Source organism: Burkholderia sp. YIM B11467 (assembly GCF_052952715.1).
On the sequence record NZ_JBQVSQ010000019.1, the window covers coordinates 59,652 to 79,595 of the forward strand.

Annotated in this window: 15 protein-coding genes; 11 read left to right on the plus strand and 4 right to left on the minus strand. The window is 67.8% G+C overall.

What is annotated here, in order from left to right:
- Nucleotides 1-17 precede the first annotated feature (17 nt).
- A complete protein-coding gene (locus tag ACTRWB_RS36555; protein WP_446904778.1) occupies nucleotides 18-1,190 on the plus strand; it encodes a Gfo/Idh/MocA family protein in 1,173 nt (390 codons plus the stop codon).
- A gap of 297 nt (nucleotides 1,191-1,487) precedes the next feature.
- Entirely contained in the window at nucleotides 1,488-2,372 is an 885-nt protein-coding gene (locus ACTRWB_RS36560) for a MurR/RpiR family transcriptional regulator (RefSeq protein WP_446904779.1), read from the plus strand.
- A 64-nt stretch (nucleotides 2,373-2,436) separates the two neighbouring features.
- On the opposite strand, the gene ACTRWB_RS36565 is transcribed toward ACTRWB_RS36560, so the two are convergent.
- Nucleotides 2,437-3,957 (minus strand): CoA-acylating methylmalonate-semialdehyde dehydrogenase, encoded by a 1,521-nt coding sequence (locus tag ACTRWB_RS36565; protein WP_129514357.1) that lies wholly within the window; start codon nucleotides 3,955-3,957, stop codon nucleotides 2,437-2,439.
- Between the two features lie 109 nt (nucleotides 3,958-4,066).
- On the opposite strand from ACTRWB_RS36565, the gene ACTRWB_RS36570 reads away from it, so the two are divergent.
- From ACTRWB_RS36570 to ACTRWB_RS36600, 7 genes are all read left to right on the plus strand, one after another.
- On the plus strand, nucleotides 4,067-5,002 hold the full coding sequence (locus tag ACTRWB_RS36570; protein WP_034183381.1) for a LysR family transcriptional regulator: 936 nt from the start codon (nucleotides 4,067-4,069) through the stop codon (nucleotides 5,000-5,002).
- 117 nt (nucleotides 5,003-5,119) lie between these two features.
- Nucleotides 5,120-5,347, plus strand: coding sequence for a sulfurtransferase TusA family protein (locus ACTRWB_RS36575; protein ID WP_006402122.1), 228 nt, complete (start codon nucleotides 5,120-5,122; stop codon nucleotides 5,345-5,347).
- Between the two features lie 197 nt (nucleotides 5,348-5,544).
- Nucleotides 5,545-5,979: a hypothetical protein gene (locus tag ACTRWB_RS36580; protein WP_048244121.1), complete on the plus strand. Its 435-nt coding sequence runs from the start codon at nucleotides 5,545-5,547 to the stop codon at nucleotides 5,977-5,979.
- Between the two features lie 267 nt (nucleotides 5,980-6,246).
- Nucleotides 6,247-6,951: a response regulator transcription factor gene (locus ACTRWB_RS36585; protein WP_006490421.1), complete on the plus strand. Its 705-nt coding sequence runs from the start codon at nucleotides 6,247-6,249 to the stop codon at nucleotides 6,949-6,951.
- The gene (locus tag ACTRWB_RS36590) at nucleotides 6,948-8,309 is read left to right on the plus strand and encodes a FecR domain-containing protein (RefSeq protein ID WP_446904780.1); all 1,362 of its coding nucleotides are present in this window, start codon (nucleotides 6,948-6,950) and stop codon (nucleotides 8,307-8,309) included. The genes ACTRWB_RS36585 and ACTRWB_RS36590 overlap by 4 nt, the downstream gene beginning before the upstream one ends.
- A 10-nt stretch (nucleotides 8,310-8,319) precedes the next feature.
- Nucleotides 8,320-10,707 (plus strand): CHASE2 domain-containing protein, encoded by a 2,388-nt coding sequence (locus ACTRWB_RS36595; protein WP_419687057.1) that lies wholly within the window; start codon nucleotides 8,320-8,322, stop codon nucleotides 10,705-10,707.
- A 37-nt stretch (nucleotides 10,708-10,744) separates the two neighbouring features.
- Complete coding sequence (locus ACTRWB_RS36600; protein ID WP_419687059.1) at nucleotides 10,745-11,359, plus strand: DUF4136 domain-containing protein; 615 nt, start codon at nucleotides 10,745-10,747, stop codon at nucleotides 11,357-11,359.
- A 53-nt stretch (nucleotides 11,360-11,412) separates the two neighbouring features.
- Here ACTRWB_RS36600 and galU read toward each other — a convergent pair whose 3' ends face one another.
- Together galU and ACTRWB_RS36610 are read right to left on the minus strand one after the other, a co-directional pair.
- The gene (galU, locus tag ACTRWB_RS36605) at nucleotides 11,413-12,297 is read right to left on the minus strand and encodes a UTP--glucose-1-phosphate uridylyltransferase GalU (RefSeq protein WP_129514362.1); all 885 of its coding nucleotides are present in this window, start codon (nucleotides 12,295-12,297) and stop codon (nucleotides 11,413-11,415) included.
- An 87-nt stretch (nucleotides 12,298-12,384) separates the two neighbouring features.
- Nucleotides 12,385-15,252, minus strand: coding sequence for a valine--tRNA ligase (locus ACTRWB_RS36610; RefSeq protein WP_193098198.1), 2,868 nt, complete (start codon nucleotides 15,250-15,252; stop codon nucleotides 12,385-12,387).
- A 213-nt stretch (nucleotides 15,253-15,465) separates the two neighbouring features.
- On the opposite strand from ACTRWB_RS36610, the gene ACTRWB_RS36615 reads away from it, so the two are divergent.
- Together ACTRWB_RS36615 and ACTRWB_RS36620 are read left to right on the plus strand one after the other, a co-directional pair.
- Nucleotides 15,466-17,829, plus strand: a complete 2,364-nt coding sequence (locus ACTRWB_RS36615; protein ID WP_446904781.1) for a UvrD-helicase domain-containing protein — start codon at nucleotides 15,466-15,468, stop codon at nucleotides 17,827-17,829.
- Nucleotides 17,826-18,623 carry a 5'-methylthioadenosine/adenosylhomocysteine nucleosidase gene (locus ACTRWB_RS36620; protein ID WP_338639285.1) on the plus strand — a complete coding sequence of 266 codons (798 nt, stop codon included), beginning with the start codon at nucleotides 17,826-17,828 and terminating at the stop codon, nucleotides 18,621-18,623. The genes ACTRWB_RS36615 and ACTRWB_RS36620 overlap by 4 nt, the downstream gene beginning before the upstream one ends.
- Before the next feature lie 66 nt (nucleotides 18,624-18,689).
- Here ACTRWB_RS36620 and ACTRWB_RS36625 read toward each other — a convergent pair whose 3' ends face one another.
- Complete coding sequence (locus ACTRWB_RS36625) at nucleotides 18,690-19,928, minus strand: MFS transporter (RefSeq protein WP_419687064.1); 1,239 nt, start codon at nucleotides 19,926-19,928, stop codon at nucleotides 18,690-18,692.
- Between the last annotated feature and the right edge of the window lie 16 nt (nucleotides 19,929-19,944).

Here is a 19,944-nt window from a genome sequence, read left to right on the forward strand (position 1 = left end):
CCAGGACCACCACCATCATGATTGACGGACAGATTCTGCTTGGACATTCGATTCGCTGGGGCATGGTCGGCGGCGGGCTCGGCAGCCAGATCGGCTACAGCCACCGGTCGGCCGCGTTGCGCGACGGTAGCTTCCAGCTGGTTGCCGGCGCGTTCGACATCGATCCCGAGCGCGGCCGCCAGTTCGGCGTGAAGCTCGGCGTCGCGGCGGACCGTTGTTATCCCGACTACGCGACGATGTTCGAGGCCGAGGCGCGCCGCCCGGACGGCATCCGCGCGGTGTCGATCGCGACGCCGAACAACACGCACTTCGAGATCTGCCGCGCCGCGCTGAACGCGGGGCTGCACGTGGTCTGCGAGAAGCCGCTGTGCTTCACGACCGAGGAGGCCGAGACGCTGCAGCGCCTGTCGGTCGAGAAGAACCGGATCGTCGGCGTCGCGTACGGCTACTCGGGGCACCAGATGATCGAACAGGCGCGCGAGATGATCGCGCGCGGCGATCTCGGCGAGATCCGCATCGTGCAGATGCAGTTCGCGCACGGGTTCCACAGCGAGGGTGTCGAGGCCGCGAGCGCGGCCGCGCGCTGGCGCGTCGATCCGAAGTTCGCGGGCCCGAGCTACGTGCTCGGCGATATCGGCACGCATCCGCTGTACATCTCCGAGGTGATGGCGCCCGAGCTGAAGATCCGGCGGCTGATGTGTTCGCGGCAGAGCTTCGTGAAGAGCCGCGCGCCGCTCGAGGACAACGCGTTCACGATCATGGAATACGAGTCGGGCGCTATCGGCTACGTGTGGTCGAGCGCGGTGAACGCGGGCTCGATGCACAGCCAGAAGGTGAGGGTGATCGGCTCGAAGGCGAGCGTCGAATGGTGGGACGAGCATCCGAACCAGTTGCGCTACGAAGTGCAGGGGCAGCCCGCGCAAGTGCTCGATCGCGGGATGGGTTATCTGCATCCGCACGCATTGCGCGAGGATCGCATCGGCGCCGGGCATCCGGAAGGGCTGTTCGAGGCCTGGTCGAACCTATACCAGCGTTTCGCGCTCGCGATGGATGCGGCCGATCGCGGCGACGCCGCGGCGTTGAAGATGATCCGCTTTCCGGACGTCCACGCGGGCGTCGAGGGCGTTCGATGGGTCGAGAACTGCGTGCGTTCCGCCGACGCGGGCAGCGTGTGGGTCGACTATCGCTGAGTCGAACCCGACGGGCCGGTTGCGGCGCTGCGTACCGCTTCGCACCGGCAGCCGGCCTTGATGGGCACTCGGTAGACACCCTAATCTTTACGACGCCGCGAGAGCGTTGGACAATCGCTTCCAGTCCTGCCGTGGAGCGTGTGCAAGTGATGATCGAGCGCGTGGGAGCGAACCGCGCGGCGCGGGCCGTGCCGCAAACGTGATTAAATTCGCCCTTCATGCATGTATCCAGGTGAGTCCCGGGCCGCGTCCGTCAGTGCCGCGCGCGCATCGGGGCCGTCAACTTCGCGCTATCCGATGAGTTCATCCGAGAAACCTCCCGCCACCGTCGAGCAGTTCCTGCAGCATCTGACGCAGGAATACGACGGCCTCAGCAATCGCCTGAAGGTCATTGCGCGCCACGTGGAAACCCATCGGGACCAGCTTGGGCTGGAAGGCATCCAGTCGCTCGCGGAGGCGTGCGGCGTCCAGCCGTCGGCGGTCGTGCGCTTCGCGAAGCACTTCGGCTTCTCCGGCTTCTCCGAGATGCAGCGGGTGTTCCGCGAAGGGCTCGCGCAGCAGATCGCGCCGGGGCGCGCATACAACCTGCGGCTGCGCGACGTGATCGAATCGGGTTCGTCGAGCCTGCAGCCCGAGCAGATCGCCGACGAATTCATCAAGGGCAGCATTGCCGGGATGCAGCAGTTGCGGCAGACGCTCGATCCGCAGGCGCTCGCGCAGGCCGTCGACCTGCTCGCCGACACGCAGGCCATCTGGATCGCGGGCTCGCGGCGCGCGTTTCCGATCGCCGTGTATCTCGACTATGCGCTGCAGCACACCGACAAGCGCATCGGGCTGTTCAGCGCGCTCGGCAGCATGCATCTCGGGCAGATCCGGTCGGTGCGCAAGGGCGATGTGATGATCGTCATCTCGTTCATGCCGTATGCGGACGAGACCGTGCAGGTCGCGCAGCAGGCCGCGCAGCGCGGCGCGCGCCTGATCGCGATCACCGACAGCCGGATGAGCCCGCTCGCGCGGGAGGCCGAGGTGACGCTGATGGTGCAGGACAGCGAGACGTTCGGTTTCCGCGCGCTGACGGCCACGATGGGCCTCGCGCAGAGCCTGTTCGTCGCGCTCGCGTACCGGCTCGAACTGTCGTACCTGCCGACCGCCGACGGCGCGCACGGCACCAAGGCCGGCTGACGGGTTACGGGTTCTGCCGGCACACCGCCCGCGCAATCGATCGACGGGCGGCGCACCGCGTGGCTTACTTCGCGGTCGGCATCGCGAATTCGGCGCCCTTGCCGATGCTCGACGACCAGCGCTGCATCACCGACTTCTGGCGCGTGTAGAAGCGCACGCCTTCCTCGCCGTACGCGTGCATGTCGCCGAACAGGCTCTTCTTCCAGCCGCCGAAGCCGTGCCATGCCATCGGCACCGGAATCGGCACGTTGATGCCGACCATCCCGACCTGGATGCGCCGCGCGAATTCACGCGCGATGCCGCCGTCGCTCGTGAAGCACGACACACCGTTGCCGAACTCGTGCGCGTTGATCAGGTCGACCGCTTCGCCGAAATCCTTCACGCGTACGCAGCCGAGCACGGGCCCGAAGATTTCTTCCTTGTAGATCCGCATGTCGGGCGTCACGTGGTCGAACAGCGTGCCGCCGGTGAAGAAGCCTGCCTCGCGGCCCGGCACGCGCAGCCCGCGGCCGTCGACCACCAGTTGCGCGCCTTCGCTCACGCCTTGCTCGATATAAGCTTCGATGCGCTTCAGCGCTTCGCCGGTGACGATCGGGCCCATCTCGACTTCCGGCTGCATGCCGTCGCCGATCACCAGCTTGCGCGCGCGCTCGGCCACCGCCGGCACGATCTTGTCCGCGACGTCGCCGACCAGCACCGCGACGCTGATCGCCATGCAGCGCTCGCCGGCCGAGCCGTACGCGGCGCCGATCAGCGCGTCGACGGCCTGCTCGATGTTCGCATCGGGCATCACGACGAGGTGGTTCTTCGCGCCGCCGAGCGCCTGCACGCGCTTGCCGGACTGCACCGCGCGTTGCTGCACGTAGGCCGCGATCGGCGTCGAGCCGACGAAGCTCACGGCCTGCACGTCCGGGTGGTCGAGCAGCGCGTCGACCGCGCCCTTGTCACCCTGCACGACGTTGAACACGCCGGCCGGCAGCCCGGCCTGCGTGAGCAGGTCGGCGATGAACAATGCCGCCGACGGGTCGCGCTCGCTCGGCTTCAGCACGAACGTGTTGCCCGTCGCGATCGCGACCGGGAACATCCAGCACGGCACCATGCACGGGAAGTTGAACGGCGTGATGCCCGCGACGACGCCGAGCGGCTGGCGCATCGTCCAGTTGTCGATGCCGGTGCTGACCTGGTCGGTGAAATCGCCCTTCAGGAGCTGCGGCACGCCGCACGCGAATTCGATGATGTCGATGCCGCGCGCGACTTCGCCCTGCGCGTCGGAGAACACCTTGCCGTGCTCGGCCGTGATGATCGCCGCGAGCGTGTCCTGGTGCTCGTTCATCAGCTGCAGGAAGCGGTGCAGCACGCGCGCGCGGCGGATCGGCGGCGTCGCGGCCCAGGCCGGGAACGCGGCGTGGGCGGAGGCGACGGCCTGCTGCACTTCGCTGTCGTCGGCGAGCGCGACGCGGCGCACCGCGCGGCCGAGCGCCGGGTTGAGGACGTCCTGGAAGCGGCCGCTGCGGCCGGCAACGGGCGCGCCGTCGACATAGTGGCCGACGTCGGCATCGGACGTGTACGCGGGAACCGGATTCATCGTGTCTCCTGGGGATGAGGGGGGAACGGAACCTAGTCTAGGGAAACCGGCAGGACGGGAGAAGACCGCGCAACTTGATTCACTGTTCAGAATTCTGAATAATCGATGGATGAATCAGCAAAATGTCCAGGCGCTCTGGCCGCATATCCATTCGCTGACGGTACTGGCCGCGGCCGGCAGTTTCACGGCCGCCGCGCAGCGGCTCGGCATCAGCAAGGCCGCGATGAGCCAGCGCATCGCCGATCTCGAAAAGGCGGCCGGCGTGCCGCTCGTGCGCCGCACGACGCGCAGCGTGCGGCTCACCGATGCGGGCCAGACGCTCGTCGACAGCACGCGCGACGCGTTCGAGTCGATCGGGCAGCATTTCGCGCGCGTGAAGGATCTGGCCGGCGAGCCGCGCGGCCTGCTGCGCGTGACGGCGCCGGTCGCGCTCGGCCGCCAGCAGGTCGTGCCGCATCTGCCCGATTTCCTGCGGCAGCATCCCGGCGTGCACATCGAGCTCGACCTGTCGGACCGGCTGCATTCGCTGACGCAGGAGGGTTTCGACCTCGCGATCCGCCATACCACCACCGCGCCGCAGACCCACGTCGCGTGGAAGCTGTGCGACACGCGCTCGCTGCTCGTCGCGAGCCGCGACTACCTCGATGCGCGCGGCGCGCCGCGGCACCCGAGCGAACTCGTCGATCACAGCTGCCTGTGCTACCTGCGCGACAACGAGCCGGCCGCATGGAGCTTCGAGCCGGATGGCCGGCGGCGCCAGCGCGTGAGCGTGCCGGTGCGCGGCAGTTTCGCGGCGAACAACAGCGAGGCGATGCGTGAGGCCGCGCTCGGCGGGCTCGGCATCGCGCTGCTGCCGGATTTCAGCGCGCGGCGCGATCTCGACGCCGGCCGGCTCGTCGCGCTGCTCGACGGCTGGCGGCCGTCGGGCGCGTTCGGCGACCACATCTTTGCGATCCGCCCGTACAGCCCGGTCGTGCCGAGCGCGGTGCGCGCGCTCGTGCGGCACCTGCGCGAACGGCTCGCGGGCGGCTTTTCCGGCACGTGACGGCGGTGCCCGCGGGCGCCGGGCCGCGGGCCGCCCGGGCGGCCGACGCGGCGCTGCGGTAAAATCGCTGCTTCCTCCCGCGCCGCGTGTGGCGCGTCATTCGAAGGTCGACAGCCGATGCAGATTCACAAGGAAGTGGACGCGCGCGGGCTTAATTGCCCGTTGCCGATCCTGCGTGCCAAGAAAGCGCTTGCCGATATGGAAAGCGGGCAGATCCTCAAGGTGCTCGCGACCGATCCGGGCTCGCAGCGCGATTTCGCCGCGTTCGCGAAGCAGACGGGCAACGAGATCGTCGAATCGACGACGCAGGACAAGACCTTCGTGTTCCTGATGCGCCGCCGCTGACGGCCCGCATCACGTGTCCGCCGCGCCCGGCACCGGCCGGCCGCGCCTCTGACAATTCTTAAACCTCGTTTTGTTGCCTGCTGCGTATACTGACGCGGCCGGTCATCCGCTCGCAGCGGAGGCACCGGCCACGGTACGTCACAGGGCGGGCACGGGGGCCATGCCTGACGCTACCGTCGTACAAACGGGGAGAGGACATGTCCTTCAGACCAGGGACCATTCGAAGTCCATCCGAAGCGGGATGCATCGCGCCTGTGCGCGCGTCGGAGCTGAGCCGTATCGAGCTCGATCCGCAGCAGGATCGCCACGCGCGTGCCGCGCTGGAGGCCTACGCGGATTCGGCCGCGGCCGAGATGCCGTGGCTGGCCGAGTGGCTCGACGAACGGCTGCGCGATGCCGCGCAGGACGACGGCTCGGGCCCGACCTACTGCGGTGCGACGATCGAACGCGTGTTCGATCTGGCGCAGGCGTGGGCGGCGGGCCAGCCCGACTACGCGGCCAGCGCGTGGGAACGCGTGCGCGGCCAGTTGCAGCGGATGCTCGCGCAACCGGCGCCGCCGGAACCGCTGTCGCACCGGGTGACGGCCGACGATTTCGCCGAGCCGGTAGCCGGCATCGCGGGCGCCGACTAGGCGTCCGATTGAACGACAGGAAGGATTATTCGAAAAAGGACGGTAGTCCGCGCAATTTCTTGGCGAATTTCATACTACTATGATGAAATCGCCGGTTCGTCCGTGCCCCGTTTTTGAGATATTTAGCCGGGGTCGCCGGTTTGCGCAGGTGGCGCGAGCGGCGAACGACGGCTCACCGGCCGGTATCCGGAATCCGCGCACGTGCTGCGCGGCGGGGTGGGCGCGGGGAGCTGAACTGGACGAATCGCTTTTGATTTGCGGGGTGCTATGAGAATTGCTGTACTGGATGACGATCCGGCCCAGACGGATTTCGTCAGTCAAACGCTGACGGCCGTTGGCCATACGTGCTATGCGTTCAAGGAAGGCAAGGCCCTGAAGAAGCGTCTGCAGCGCGAGACGTTCGATCTGCTGGTGCTCGACTGGAACGTGCCCGACATGTCAGGCGAGGAAGTGCTGAAGTGGGTGCGCGCCAATCAGACCGAGCACAGCCTGCCGATCATCTTCATGACGAGTCGCGACGACGAGGCGGGGATCACGCAGATCCTCAACGCCGGCGCCGACGATTACGTGGTCAAGCCCGTCTCGGGCCCGATCCTGCGCGCGCGCATCGGCTCGCTGCTGCGCCGCGCCTATCCGGTCAATGCCGAGGCGACCGTTCGCGAGTTCGACCAGTTCCGTTTCGACGTGAACCTGAAGCAGGCGTACGTCGGCGACAAGGCGGTGAGCCTCACGCAGAAGGAATTCGAACTGGCGCTGCTGCTGTTCCAGCATCTCGACCGGCCGCTGTCGCGCGCACACATTCTCGATCTCGTGTGGAAGCAGGCGACCGACATCCCGTCGCGCACGATGGATACGCACATCTCGATGCTGCGCACCAAGCTCGGCCTGCGGCCCGAAAACGGCTATCGCCTCGCGCCGATCTACGGTTACGGCTACCGGCTCGAGCGGGTCGGCCAGGGAGAACCGGAGTGATCGCGGGCGTCACGCAGCGCACGGCGAACCTGCGCACGGTGGCGTTGCGCACGGCCTGCGCGGTCGCGTTCGCGTTCGCCGCGCAACATGCGGCTGCGCAACCGCCTGCCGACGCCGGCAAGATGGTGGTCTACCGCACGCAGGCGGGCGACACGCTGTACGACGTCGCCGCGCGCTACCTGCAGGGCGCGGACGACTGGCAACTGCTCCAGCGGATCAACGGCGTGCCCGCGCCGAAGCACCTGCAGCCCGGCGTCGCGCTGAAGCTGCCGGTCGCGCGGCTGCGCAAGGAAAAGCTGACCGCGCGCGTCGTCGCGGTGCAGGGCACGGCCGAACGCGCGTCCGGCGGCGCTTACGCGCCGCTCGCGAACGATGCGACGCTCGCCGAGGGCGACCGCGTGCGCACCGGCCCGAACGGTTTCGTCACGCTCGAGCTGACCGACGGCACGCACATGAGCCTGCCGCCCGACAGCCAGCTCGACCTGAAGTCGCTGCGCCGCACCGTGCTGACCGGCACGCTCGATCGCGAGTTCGAACTCACGCGCGGCTCGGTCGAAAGCGAAGTCACCCATCTGAAGAAACGCGATGACCGCTTCCAGATCCGTTCGCCGTCGGTCGTCGCCGGCGTGCGCGGCACGCGTTTTCGCGTGAACTACGACGCGGCCGGCAATGCGTCGACGCGCGTCGAAGTGCTCGACGGCACCGTCGGCGTCGCGGGTCATCGGCAGGCGGCCGACCCGACGCTCGTGCATGCGAACTTCGGCAGCGTCGCGACGTCGTCCGGCGCGGTCGGTGCACCGGTCGAACTGCTGACCGCACCGGCGCTTGCGCATCCCGACAAGGTGCAGGACGAGCCCGACGTCGCGTTCGACGTCGCGCCGCTCGCACAGGCGCATGCGTACCACCTGCAGATCGCGCACGACGCGGGGATGCTCGACCCGTTCCGCGAAACGCGCACCGTCTCGTCGCGCGCGGTGTTCCGCGATGTGCCGAACGGCACGTATTTCGTGCGGGTGGCCGCGATCGACGAGAACGGTCTCGAAGGCGTGCCGCGGATCTATGCGTTCGAGCGGCGCCTGATGGGGCTCGACGCGAGTGCGTCGCCCGGCGCGAGCGGCTACGAATTCCGCTGGTCGCCGAACGGTTCGGGCAAGGATGCGCGCTACCGGTTCGTGCTGTCGCGCTCGAAGGACCTGAGCGCGCCGGTCGTCGACGAGGTCGGCCTGCAGGCGCGCAAGATCACGATCGCGCACCTGCCGCCCGGCGACTACTACTGGGCCGTGACCGTCGAGGAATACGAAGGCGGCAAGTTCTACGAGAAGACCAGTCCGGTCAGCGCGTTCACGCTGTCGCGCTGATCCGCGGCGCATGAAACCCGACTCCGTTTCCCCGCGGCGGCATCTCGGCCGCCGCTTCCTGATCGAATGGATCGCGATCGGCTGCCTCGGGATCGCGGTGATTCTCGCGTGTGCGCTCGGCCGCCTGTCGTCGAGCGTCGACGGGCTGATCTACGACCGGCTGCTGATGCAGCGCAGCCTGCCGCTGTCACCCGACGTGGTCGTCGTCGACATCGACAACCAGAGCGTATCGGCGCTCGGCCGCTGGCCGTGGTCGCGCGACGTGCATGCGCGGCTGCTCGACACGCTGGCCCGCGCGCAGCCGGCCGCCGTCGTCTACGACGTGCTGTTTACCGAACCGTCGCCGCAGGATCGCGCGTTCGCGGACGCGATGACCCACGTGCCGACCTTCCTGCCCGTGCTGCTGAGCCCCGAGCAGGCGGACGGCACGCGCACCGTCGATCCGCCGGTGGCCGCGCTCGCGGCGCGTGCGATGGGGCTCGGCCACATCAACCTCGAAGTCGATCGCGACGGCATCGTGCGCAGCGTCGCGCTGTTCGAAAGCGACGGCCGCGTGCGCTGGCCGCAACTGATGGTGCCCGTCTACCGCGCGATCCAGGGCGGCCGGCTGCGTCCTGCCGGCGGCGCGCCGGGCGCGGGTGCGCACGACCTGTCGCGCGACGCGGCCGGCGAGGGCCGCTACCTGATCCCGTTCAGCCGCAACACGCCCGCCTATCCGACGCTGTCGTTCGACGACGTGCTCGAAGGGCGCGTGAAGCCCGACGCGCTGCGCGGCAAGATCGTCGTCGTCGGCGTGACGGCGTCGGGGCTGTACGACCGCTTCGCGACGCCCGTGTCCGGCGACTTCGGCCCGCTCGCCGGCGTGTATATCCATGCCAACGTGCTCGACATGCTGGCGACCGGCAGCGCGATCTCGCCGGCGTCGCGCCTGGGACTGTTCGCCGCGTCGCTGCTGCCGCTCGCCGCGCTGCTGGGCGGCTTCCTGATGCTGTCGCCGTGGCGCGCGCTGCTGCTGACGCTGAGCCTCGCCGCGCTCGCCGTCGTCGCGAGCACGGCGCTGCTGTTCGAGGCGCGCATCTGGCTGTCGCCGGCGCCCGCGATCTTCGGGCTGATCGCCGTCTACCCGATCTGGAACTGGCGGCGCCTGGAAATGACGATGTCGTACCTGCGCCGCGAGCTGCAGCGGCTCGCCGACGAGCCGCACCTGCTGCCCGAGGCGCCGCGCACGCGCAGCGTCGGCGGCGACGTGCTCGAGCGTCAGATGGCGCTGATGGCGCAAGCCGCGCAGCGCGTGCAGGACATGAAGCGCTTCGTGTGGGACAGCCTCGACAGCATGCCCGAGCCGATCTTCGTGACCGACCTGGCCGGTACGGTGCTGATCGCGAACCATGCGGCGAAGCGCTACGGGTCGCGACTCGCGCTGCCGTTGCCGGAAGGGCGGCCGCTGCGCACCGCGCTCGGCGAGCTGACGTTCATGAAGACCGTCGACGGCAACGCCGAGCACGATGCGACGATCCGCGAGCACTGGCCGGCCGCGCTCGACCCGACGCTCGAGGCCGAGCACGACGCGATGGCGCGCGGCATCGAGGTGCGCGATCGCGACGGCCTCGACCATCTGTTACGCTACGCGGCTTGTACGAACGCGCAGGGCCGCGTGACGGGCTGGATTGCCGGCCTCGTTGACGTGACCGAGCTGCACGCGGCCGAGCGGCATCGCGAGGAAGCGCTGCACCTGCTGTCGCACGACATGCGCTCGCCGCAGGCTTCGATCCTCGCGCTCGTCGAGATCGAGCGCGACCGCGTCGAGACCGACGCGACGCGCGGTCTGCTCGCGCGGATCGAGCGCTATGCGCACCGCGCGCTGTCGCTCGCCGACGAGTTCGTGCAGTTGGCGCGCGCGGAGTCGCAGGCGTACCAGTTCGAAGTGACGAGCCTCGTCGACGTGCTGATCGATGCGAGCGACGAGGTGTGGCCGCAGGCGCAGGCGAAGCACATCCGCATCGACACCGAGGTCGGCGCCGACATGTGCTGGGTGCGCGCGGATCGCTCGCTGATCACGCGCGCCTTCGTGAACCTGATGAACAACGCGGTCAAATACAGTCCGTCCGACACCGTGATCACGTGTACGCTGACGGTCGAGCACGCGTCGAAGCGGATGTTCTGTACGATTCGCGATCAGGGGTACGGCATTGCGCCGGAAGATCAGCGGCATCTGTTCGAACGTTTCAAGCGATTCCACGCCGGCGAGCGGCCCGAGATTTCGGGTTCCGGGCTCGGCATGGCATTCGTGAAGACGGTTGTCACGCGCCATGGGGGCAGCGTGACGGTCGACAGCGAAGTGGGGGTCGGCACCGCGGTGACGGTGTCGCTGCCCTCGATCGACGAGCCGTCCGCCTGACAGGGCCGGGCGCGACGGCAGGCATTTGGGGAAAGTCATGAGAAAGCAATGGGCAGCGGCCGCGCTTGCGGCGTCGCTGTTGGCGGGTTGCGCCGGCGTGACGAGCGGCGTGAGTGCGGTCGGGCAGCCGAATGCGTTTGCATCCGGCGCGCACGGTTACGATTTCGTGCGGACGGCCGCGCAGGCCAATGATGCCGAGTACCGGCAGATCGAGACGCTCGTGCACGACGAGCTCGCGCGCCGCGGCTTCGACGCGCAGCCGCTCGCGGCCGCGCGCTACCGGCTGTCGATCGCGTACGCCACGCAGCCGGCCTCGGTCGCGGCGAGCGCCGACCGGTGCGGCGCCGCGAGCAGCGCGTGCGTGACGGTCGACGGGCCGGCACCGTTCGCGCTGCCGTTCATGGGCACCGTGTATCGCCACGTGCTGACGCTGCGTTTCGTCGATGCGAAATCGGGTGCCGACGTCTACCGCGTGTCGGCTGCGTTGCGCGATCGTGATCCCGGCACGCAGCAGGCCGCGCCGGCACTCGTGAAGAGCGCGCTCGCGAAGGTGCCGTTCGACGCCGGCGGCGGCTGGCTGGTCAAGACGAAAAAAGACGACGCGGGCGCAATGCCGGGCGTCGTCTCGGTGAAGCCGGCCGAAGCGCGCTGAAGCGTCGGCCGGTAAGGTGAGGGCGGGCCCGCCGGGGCGAGCCCTTGCCGCGTTCAGGCGGCCGGATGCGCGCCGCCGCGCGTGCGCAGGTAGGCTTCGAATTCCGCACTGACTTCCGGGTGGCGCAGCGCGAATTCGACCGTCGCCTTCAGGTAGCCGAGCTTGCTGCCGCAGTCGTAGCGCGTGCCCTGGTACTTGTAGGCCAGCACCTGTTCATCGGTGAGCAGCGCCTGGATCGCGTCGGTGAGCTGCAGCTCGCCGCCCGCGCCGGGCTTCAGCGCGCGCAGGTGTTCGAAGATCCGCGGCTTCAGGATGTAACGACCGACCACGCCGAGGTTCGACGGCGCGACTTCCGGCGCCGGCTTCTCGACGATCGCCGACATCTTCACGATCGACTCTTCCCATTCCTTGCCGTCGACGATCCCGTACGACTTCGTCTCCGACGGCGGAATCTCTTCGACGCCGATCACCGAGCTGTGATAGTGGTCGAACACGTCGACCATTTGCTTCATCACGGGCGGGTTGCCGTCGAGCAGGTCGTCGGCAAGGATCACCGCGAACGGGTTGTCGGCGACAAGCTTCTCCGCGCACAGCACCGCATGGCCGAGGCCGAGCGCTTCCGGCTGGCGCACGTAGAAGCAGTCGACATGGCTCGGCTTGATGCTGCGCACGAGCTCGAGCAGCTTTTCCTTGCCGCGTGCCTCGAGTTCCGCCTCGACCTCGTACGACTTGTCGAAGTGATCCTCGATCGCGCGCTTGCTGCGCCCTGTGACGAAGATCATCTCGGTGATGCCGGCGGCGATCGCTTCCTCGACCGCGTACTGGATCAGTGGCTTGTCGACGACCGGCAGCATTTCCTTCGGGCTCGCCTTCGTTGCCGGCAGGAACCGCGTGCCGAGACCGGCAACGGGGAATACCGCCTTGGTGACTTTCAACATGATCGAACCTTTATTCCTGTAATCGACTTGTCAGACGATGTATGTTCACGTCCCCATTATAGTGAACGCAAACGGCCTTACCGATTGTTACGCAGGCAACCGATCGAGCTGCGCACGCAGTTTTTCGAGCGTGCTCTGGAATTCCGCGACGCGTTTCTGCTCCTGTTCGACCACGGCCGGCGGCGCTTTCGCGACGAATGCCTCGTTGCCGAGCTTCGCGTTGCACTTCGTGATCTCGCCCGTCAGGCGCGCGATTTCCTTCGACAGGCGCTCGCGTTCGGCCGCGACGTCGATTTCCACCTTCAGCACCAGCTTGTTCGGGCCGACGATCGCGATCGGCGCGCCGTGCGCTTCCTTGTCGAGCGTTGCCTCGTCCGCGAGGATCTGCACTTCCGACAGGCGCGCGAGGGCCTGAACGTACGGCGCGAACGAGCGCAGGCGCTCGGCATCGCCGGCCGCGAGCAGCGGCACCTTCGTCGCCGGTGACAGGTTCATCTCGCCGCGCAGGTTGCGGCATGCGTCGACGATCGCCTTCAGGTCGGCCGCCCATTGCTCGGACGCCTCGTCGATCTTCTGCAGGTTGGCGACCGGATACGCCTGCGTCATCAGCGACGCTTCGCCCTCGGCCTTGCCTTGCGGATAGCGGCCCGCGAGCGGCGCGACCTTCTGCCAGAGCGCTTCGGTGATGAACGGGATGACCGGGTGCGCGAGGCGCAGCACCGTTTCGAGCACGCGCAGCAGCGTGCGGCGCGTGGCGCGCTGCTGTTCCGGCGTGCCGTTCTGGATCTGCACCTTCGCGAGTTCGAGATACCAGTCGCAGTACTCGTCCCACACGAACTTGTAGATGCTGGTCGCGACGTTGTCGAAGCGGTAATCGGCGAAGCCCTTCGCGATATCGGCCTCGGTGCGCTGCAGCAGCGACACGATCCAGCGGTCGGCCGCCGAGAAGTCGAGGTAGCCGCCCGGGCCGCAGTCGCCCGCGCCGCAGACTTCAGGCTTGTCGCTGCCGCAGTCGTGGCCTTCGCAGTTCATCAGCACGAAGCGCGTGGCGTTCCACAGCTTGTTGCAGAAGTTGCGATAGCCTTCGCAGCGCGCGAGGTCGAAGTTCACGTTGCGGCCGAGCGTCGCCATCGATGCCATCGTGAAGCGCAGCGCGTCGGTGCCGAACGCGGGGATGCCGTCCGGGAATTCCTTGCGCGTCTTCTTCTCGATCGTCGCGGCCTGCTTCGGATTCATCAGGCCCGTCGTGCGTTTCGCGACCAGCGTTTCGAGGTCGATGCCGTCGACGATGTCGAGCGGGTCGAGCGTGTTGCCCTTGCTCTTCGACATCTTCTGGCCTTCCGCGTCGCGCACGAGGCCGTGCATGTAGACGGTATGGAACGGCACCTTGCCGGTGAAGTGCGTGGTCATCATCACCATCCGGGCGACCCAGAAGAAGATGATGTCGAAACCCGTGACGAGCACCGACGACGGCAGGAAGTGCTGCAGTTCAGGCGTTTCGTTCGGCCAGCCGAGCGACGAGAACGGCACGAGCGCCGACGAGAACCACGTGTCGAGCACGTCTTCGTCACGCGTCAGCGTGCCCGTGTAGCCCTGCGCGGCGGCCTTCGCGCGTGCGTCTTCCTCGCTGCGCGCGACGAACACCTCGCCGTTCTCGCCGTACCACGCGGGAATCTGGTGACCCCACCACAGCTGGCGCGAGATGCACCAGTCCTGGATGTTCTCGAGCCACTGGTAGTAGGTGGTCGTCCAGTTTTCCGGAACGAACTTGATCTGGCCGTCACGAACGACGTCGAGCGATACCTCGGTGATCGACTTGCCCGGGTGGAACGTGCCTTCCGGCGCCGGCTTCGTCATCGCGACGAACCACTGGTCGGTCAGGATCGGCTCGATCACGACGCCCGTGCGGTCGCCGCGCGGCACCATCAGCTTGTGCGGCTTCACGGAGTCGAGGAAGCCCAGCGCGTCGAGGTCGGCGACGATCGCCTTGCGTGCGTCGAAGCGGTCGAGGCCGCGATACTGCTCGGGGCCGTTGTCGTTGATCTTCGCGTCGAGCGTCAGGATCTCGATCGGCGTGAGGTTGTGGCGCAGGCCGACCTGGTAGTCGTTGAAATCGTGCGCGGGCGTGACCTTCACGACACCCGTGCCGAATTCGCGGTCGACGTAGTCGTCGGCGATCACCGGGATCTCGCGGCCCGTCAGCGGCAGCGTGACGAGCTTGCCGATCAGGTGCGCGTAGCGCTCGTCTTCCGGGTGGACCATCAGCGCGACGTCGCCGAGCATCGTCTCGGGACGCGTCGTCGCGACGGTCAGCGAGCCGGAGCCGTCGACGAGCGGGTAGCGGATGTGCCACAGGTGGCCGTTTTCTTCTTCGCTGACGACTTCGAGATCCGACACGGCGGTCAGCAGCACCGGATCCCAGTTGACGAGGCGCTTGCCGCGATAGATCAGGCCCTGTTCATGGAGCGTGACGAACACGTCGCGCACGGCGGCCGACATCTTGTCGTCCATCGTGAAGTATTCGCGCGACCAGTCGGTCGACGCGCCGAGGCGGCGCACCTGGCCCGTGATCGTCGAACCGGACTGCTGCTTCCATTCCCACACGCGCTCGACGAACTTCTCGCGGCCGAGGTCGTGGCGCGACACGCCCTGCGCGTCGAGCTGGCGCTCGACGACGATCTGCGTGGCGATCCCCGCGTGGTCGGTGCCGGGCACCCACAGCGTGTTCTCGCCGAGCATCCGGTGGTAGCGGGCGAGGCCGTCCATGATCGTCTGGTTGAACGCGTGGCCCATGTGCAGCGTGCCCGTCACGTTCGGCGGCGGCAACTGGATCGCGAAATCGGGGCGCGCCGGGTCGAACGCCGGGGCGGCATAACCGCGTTTTTCCCACTCCGGCCCCCATTGGGCTTCGATGGTGTGGGGTTCGAAACTCTTCGCAAGCGTGTTGTCGCTCATGTTGGAAATCTGCCGAAATATGCGTGAATTGGATGCCGAATCTGACAATTATAAAGGGATGCCCATCGGCCAGCCATCGCCTTGCCCGCGCGGGCCCGTCGCGAGGCGGCCGCAACGCGCTCGCGGCACGCGATCGAACGGATCGGGAACGGCGGCGCGCGGCCGACTTATAATGTCGGGTCCGCATTTTTCTCGCCCGCCCGCTGCCGCTCCATGCCCGATCTGCTCGCCAATCTGAACCCCGAACAACACGCCGCCGTCACGTTGCCGAACGAACCGGCGCTGATCCTCGCAGGGGCGGGCAGCGGCAAGACCCGCGTGCTGATCACGCGCATCGCGTGGCTGATCCAGCAGGGCTACGCGTCGCCGCCCACCGTGCTCGCCGTCACCTTCACGAACAAGGCCGCGCGCGAGATGATGGCGCGCTTGTCGGCGATGATGCCGATCGACACGCGCGGCATGTGGATCGGCACGTTCCACGGCCTCTGCAACCGGATGCTGCGCACGCACTGGCGCGACGCCGGCCTGCCGCAGACGTTCCAGATCCTCGACACCGCCGACCAGCTGTCCGCGATCAAGCGGCTGATGAAGGCGGCGAACGTCGACGACGAGAAGTACCCGCCGAAGAACGTCCAGTACTTCATCAACAACGCGAAGGAGCAGGGGCTGCGCCCCGACAAGGTCGACGCAACCGACAGCTTCAACCGCAAGTTCGTCGAGCTGTACCAGGCATACGACCAGCAGTGCCAGCGCGAGGGTGTCGTCGATTTCCCCGAGTTGCTGTTGCGCTGCTACGAGCTGCTCGCGTACAACGCGCCGCTGCGCGCGCACTACCAGGCGCGCTTCAAGCACATCCTGGTCGACGAGTTCCAGGACACCAACAAGCTGCAGTACGCGTGGCTCAAGATGCTCGCGGGCGGCCAGAACGCGATCTTCGCGGTCGGCGACGACGATCAGTCGATCTACGCGTTCCGCGGCGCGAACGTCGGCAACATGCGCGACTTCGAAGACGAATTCCGCGTGCGCAACCTGATCAAGCTCGAGCAGAACTACCGGTCGCACGGCAACATCCTCGACGCGGCGAACCAGCTGATCTCGAACAACGCGCATCGCCTCGGCAAGAACCTGCGCACCGACGCGGGCCACGGCGAGCCCGTGCGCGTGTACGAGGCCAGCACCGATTCGCAGGAGGCCGGCTGGATCGTCGAGGAGATCCGCTCGCTGATCAACACCGGCATGGCCCGCAGCGAAGTGGCCGTCCTGTACCGCAGCAACGCGCAGTCGCGTTCGATCGAGCATACGCTGATGTCGTCGGGCATCCCGTACCGCGTGTACGGCGGCCTGCGCTTCTTCGAGCGTCAGGAAGTGAAGCACGCGCTCGCGTACCTGCGCCTGATCGACAACCCGAACGACGATACGGCGTTCGTGCGGGTCGTGAACTTCCCGACCCGCGGGATCGGTGCGCGCTCGATCGAGCAACTGGCCGACGCCGCGCGCCTGTACGGCTGCTCGATGGCCGCCGCGATTCCGTACGTGACCGGCAAGGCCGGCACGAGTCTCGGCGGGTTCGCGAACCTGGTCGCGAAGATGCGCGCCGACACGCAGCAGATGAACCTGCCCGAGGCCGTCGAGTACGTGGTGCGCGCGAGCGGCCTTTCAGATTTCTACCAGGGCGAGCGCGAAGGGCAGGACCGCCTCGAGAACTTGCAGGAACTCGTGAACGCGGCCACCGCGTTCGTCGCCGAGGAAGGCTACGGGCTCGATACGCCGGCCCGTTCGATCCCGCTGCGCGCGGGCGCGATCGCGGCGCCCGAGCTCGGCGCGGCGACGGATGATCCGGCGGTCGACGTGCTTGACCCGGCGTCGCTCGGCGACCCGGCGCAGAACCCCGACACGATGACGCCGCTCGCGGGCTTCCTGTCGCATGCGTCGCTGGAAGCCGGCGACAACCAGGCGCAGGCCGGGCAGGACGCCGTGCAACTGATGACGGTGCACGCGGCGAAGGGGCTCGAATTCTCGGCCGTGTTCATCACGGGCCTCGAGGAAGGGCTGTTCCCGCACGAGAACAGCGTGCTCGAATCGGACGGCCTCGAGGAAGAGCGCCGGCTGATGTATGTCGCGATCACGCGCGCGAAGGAGCGGCTCTACCTGTCGTTCGCGCAAAGCCGGATGCTGCACGGCCAGACGCGCTACAACGTGCGCTCGCGCTTCTTCGACGAACTGCCCGAGCACGTGCTGAAGTGGTTGACGCCGAAGGTCGAGGCCGGTTCGCGCTGGGGCGGGCGTTCGGACAACGCCGGGTACGGGCGCGACTGGTTCGCGCGGCCGGGCGGCGGTAGCCGCGAGCAGATCGTCGACGCGGCCGTGACCGCGCCGCTGCCCGCGTTCGCGAACAAGCAGCGCGCGGCCGACACCGGCTTCCGGGTCGGCCAGCAGGTGTTCCATACCAAGTTCGGCGAAGGCACGGTGACCGCGCTCGAAGGCAATGGCACCGATGCGAAGGCACAGGTGAAGTTCAAGCGGCACGGCGAGAAATGGCTCGCGCTCGCGGTCGCGAAACTGCAGGCGGTGGAATGATGGGTATCGACAGGGATGTGACGCCGGCGGCTCGGCCGCTCGGCATTCTGGCCGCGCTGCCCGAGGAACTCGGCGACCTGATCGCCGCGATGCGCGCCGACGGCGCGATGAAGACGGTCACGCTCGGCCGTCGCGATTATCACGTCGGCACCGTGCACGGCGCGGCCTGCGTCGTCACGCTCGCGCGGGTCGGCAAGGTCGCGGCCGCCGCGACGGTCAGCGCGCTAATCCACGTGTTCGGCGTCGCGGGTGTCGTGTTCACCGGCGTCGCGGGCGGCGTGTCGCGCACGGTGCGCGTCGGCGACGTCGTCGTGGCCGACACGCTGCTGCAGCACGACCTCGACGCATCGCCGCTCTTTCCGCGCTACGAGGTGCCGCTGCTCGGCATCACGCGTTTCGCGACCGACGCGGAACTGACGGCCCGTCTCAGGGCCGCATGCACGCTGTTCGTCGCGGAAGAGGGCGCACAGTTCGCCGAGCGCTTCGGGCTGGCCGGCGCGCAGCTGCACGCCGGACTCATCATCAGCGGCGACCGGTTCGTGTCGAGCGAAAGCGAGGTCGTCGCGCTGCGCGATGCGCTGCCGGACGCGCTCGCGGTCGAAATGGAAGGGGCGGCGATCGCGCAGGTGTGCGCGGAGCACGACGTGCCGTTCGCGCTCGTGCGCACGATCTCCGATACGGCCGACGATCACGCGACGCAGTCGTTCTCGCACTTCCTGTCGGCGATCGCGAGCAGCTACTCGTCCGGCATCCTCAAGCGTTTCCTGACGCTGCATGCGACGACGGCGGCCTGAAGCCGCCGTCGTTTTCTCCTGTCAAGCCGGTCGACCGGCCGCGGCGCGCACGCCGCGGCCGGCTCGTCACGCCTTCTTGCGCCGGCTGCTTTCGAGGTTCGGCAGGAACACCGTCAGCACGCCGATCAGCGGCAGGAACGAGCACACCTTGTAGACGAACGTGATGCTCGTCGCGTCGGCAAGCTGGCCGAGCACGGCCGCGCCGACGCCGCCCAGGCCGAATGCGAAGCCGAAGAACAGGCCCGCGACCATCCCGACCTTGCCGGGCATCAGTTCCGTCGCGTAGACGAGGATCGCGGCAAACGCCGACGCCAGCACGATGCCGATGATCACGGTCAGCACGCTCGTCCAGAACAGGTTCGCGTACGGCAGCAGCAGCGTGAACGGCGCGACGCCGAGAATCGATACCCAGATCACGTACTTGCGGCCGATCCGGTCGCCGACGGGCCCGCCGATCAGCGTGCCGGCCGCCACGGCCGCGAGGAACACGAACAGGTGGATCTGCGCGGCCTGCACCGACAGGTGGAACTTGTCGATCAGGTAGAACGTGAAATAGCTGTTGATGCTCGCGAGGTAGAAGTACTTCGAGAACACGAGCAGCACCAGCACGCCGATCGCGCCGATCACGCGGCCGCGCGACAGCGTCGGGTGGCCGGCCGACACGGCCTTCTTCTTCATCGACGGATGCTTCTTGTACCAGTGGCCGATCTGCGTGAGCACGACCATCGCGACGAGCGCGGCCGCCGAGAACCACGCGATGCTGTGCTGGCCGTGCGGAATGATCACGAGCGCGGCGAGCAGCGGCCCGAGCGCGGAACCCGCGTTGCCGCCGACCTGGAACACCGACTGCGCGAGCCCGTGCTGGCCGCCCGACGCCATCCGCGCGACACGCGACGATTCCGGATGGAACACCGACGAACCGCAGCCGACGAGCGCCGCGGCCACCAGCAGCACCGGGAAGCTCGGCGCGACCGACATCAGCAGCAGCCCCGCGAGCGTGAAGCCCATGCCGACCGGCAGCGAATACGGCTTCGGGCGCTTGTCGGTATAGAGGCCGACGAGCGGCTGCAGCAGCGACGCGGTGATCTGGTAGGTGAGCGTGATCAGGCCGATCTGCGCGAACGACAGTGCGAACTGGCTCTTGAGCATCGGGTAGATCGCGAGGATCAACGACTGGATCATGTCGTTGAGCATGTGCGAGAAGCTGATCGCGCCGAGCACCGGATAGACGGTGCGGGGAACGGGTGGCGCGGACGGCTGGGCGGCGGCTGCGCCGGCGACTCCGGTGTCGAGGCTGGTTTCCATGTGAGCTGAACGAGTT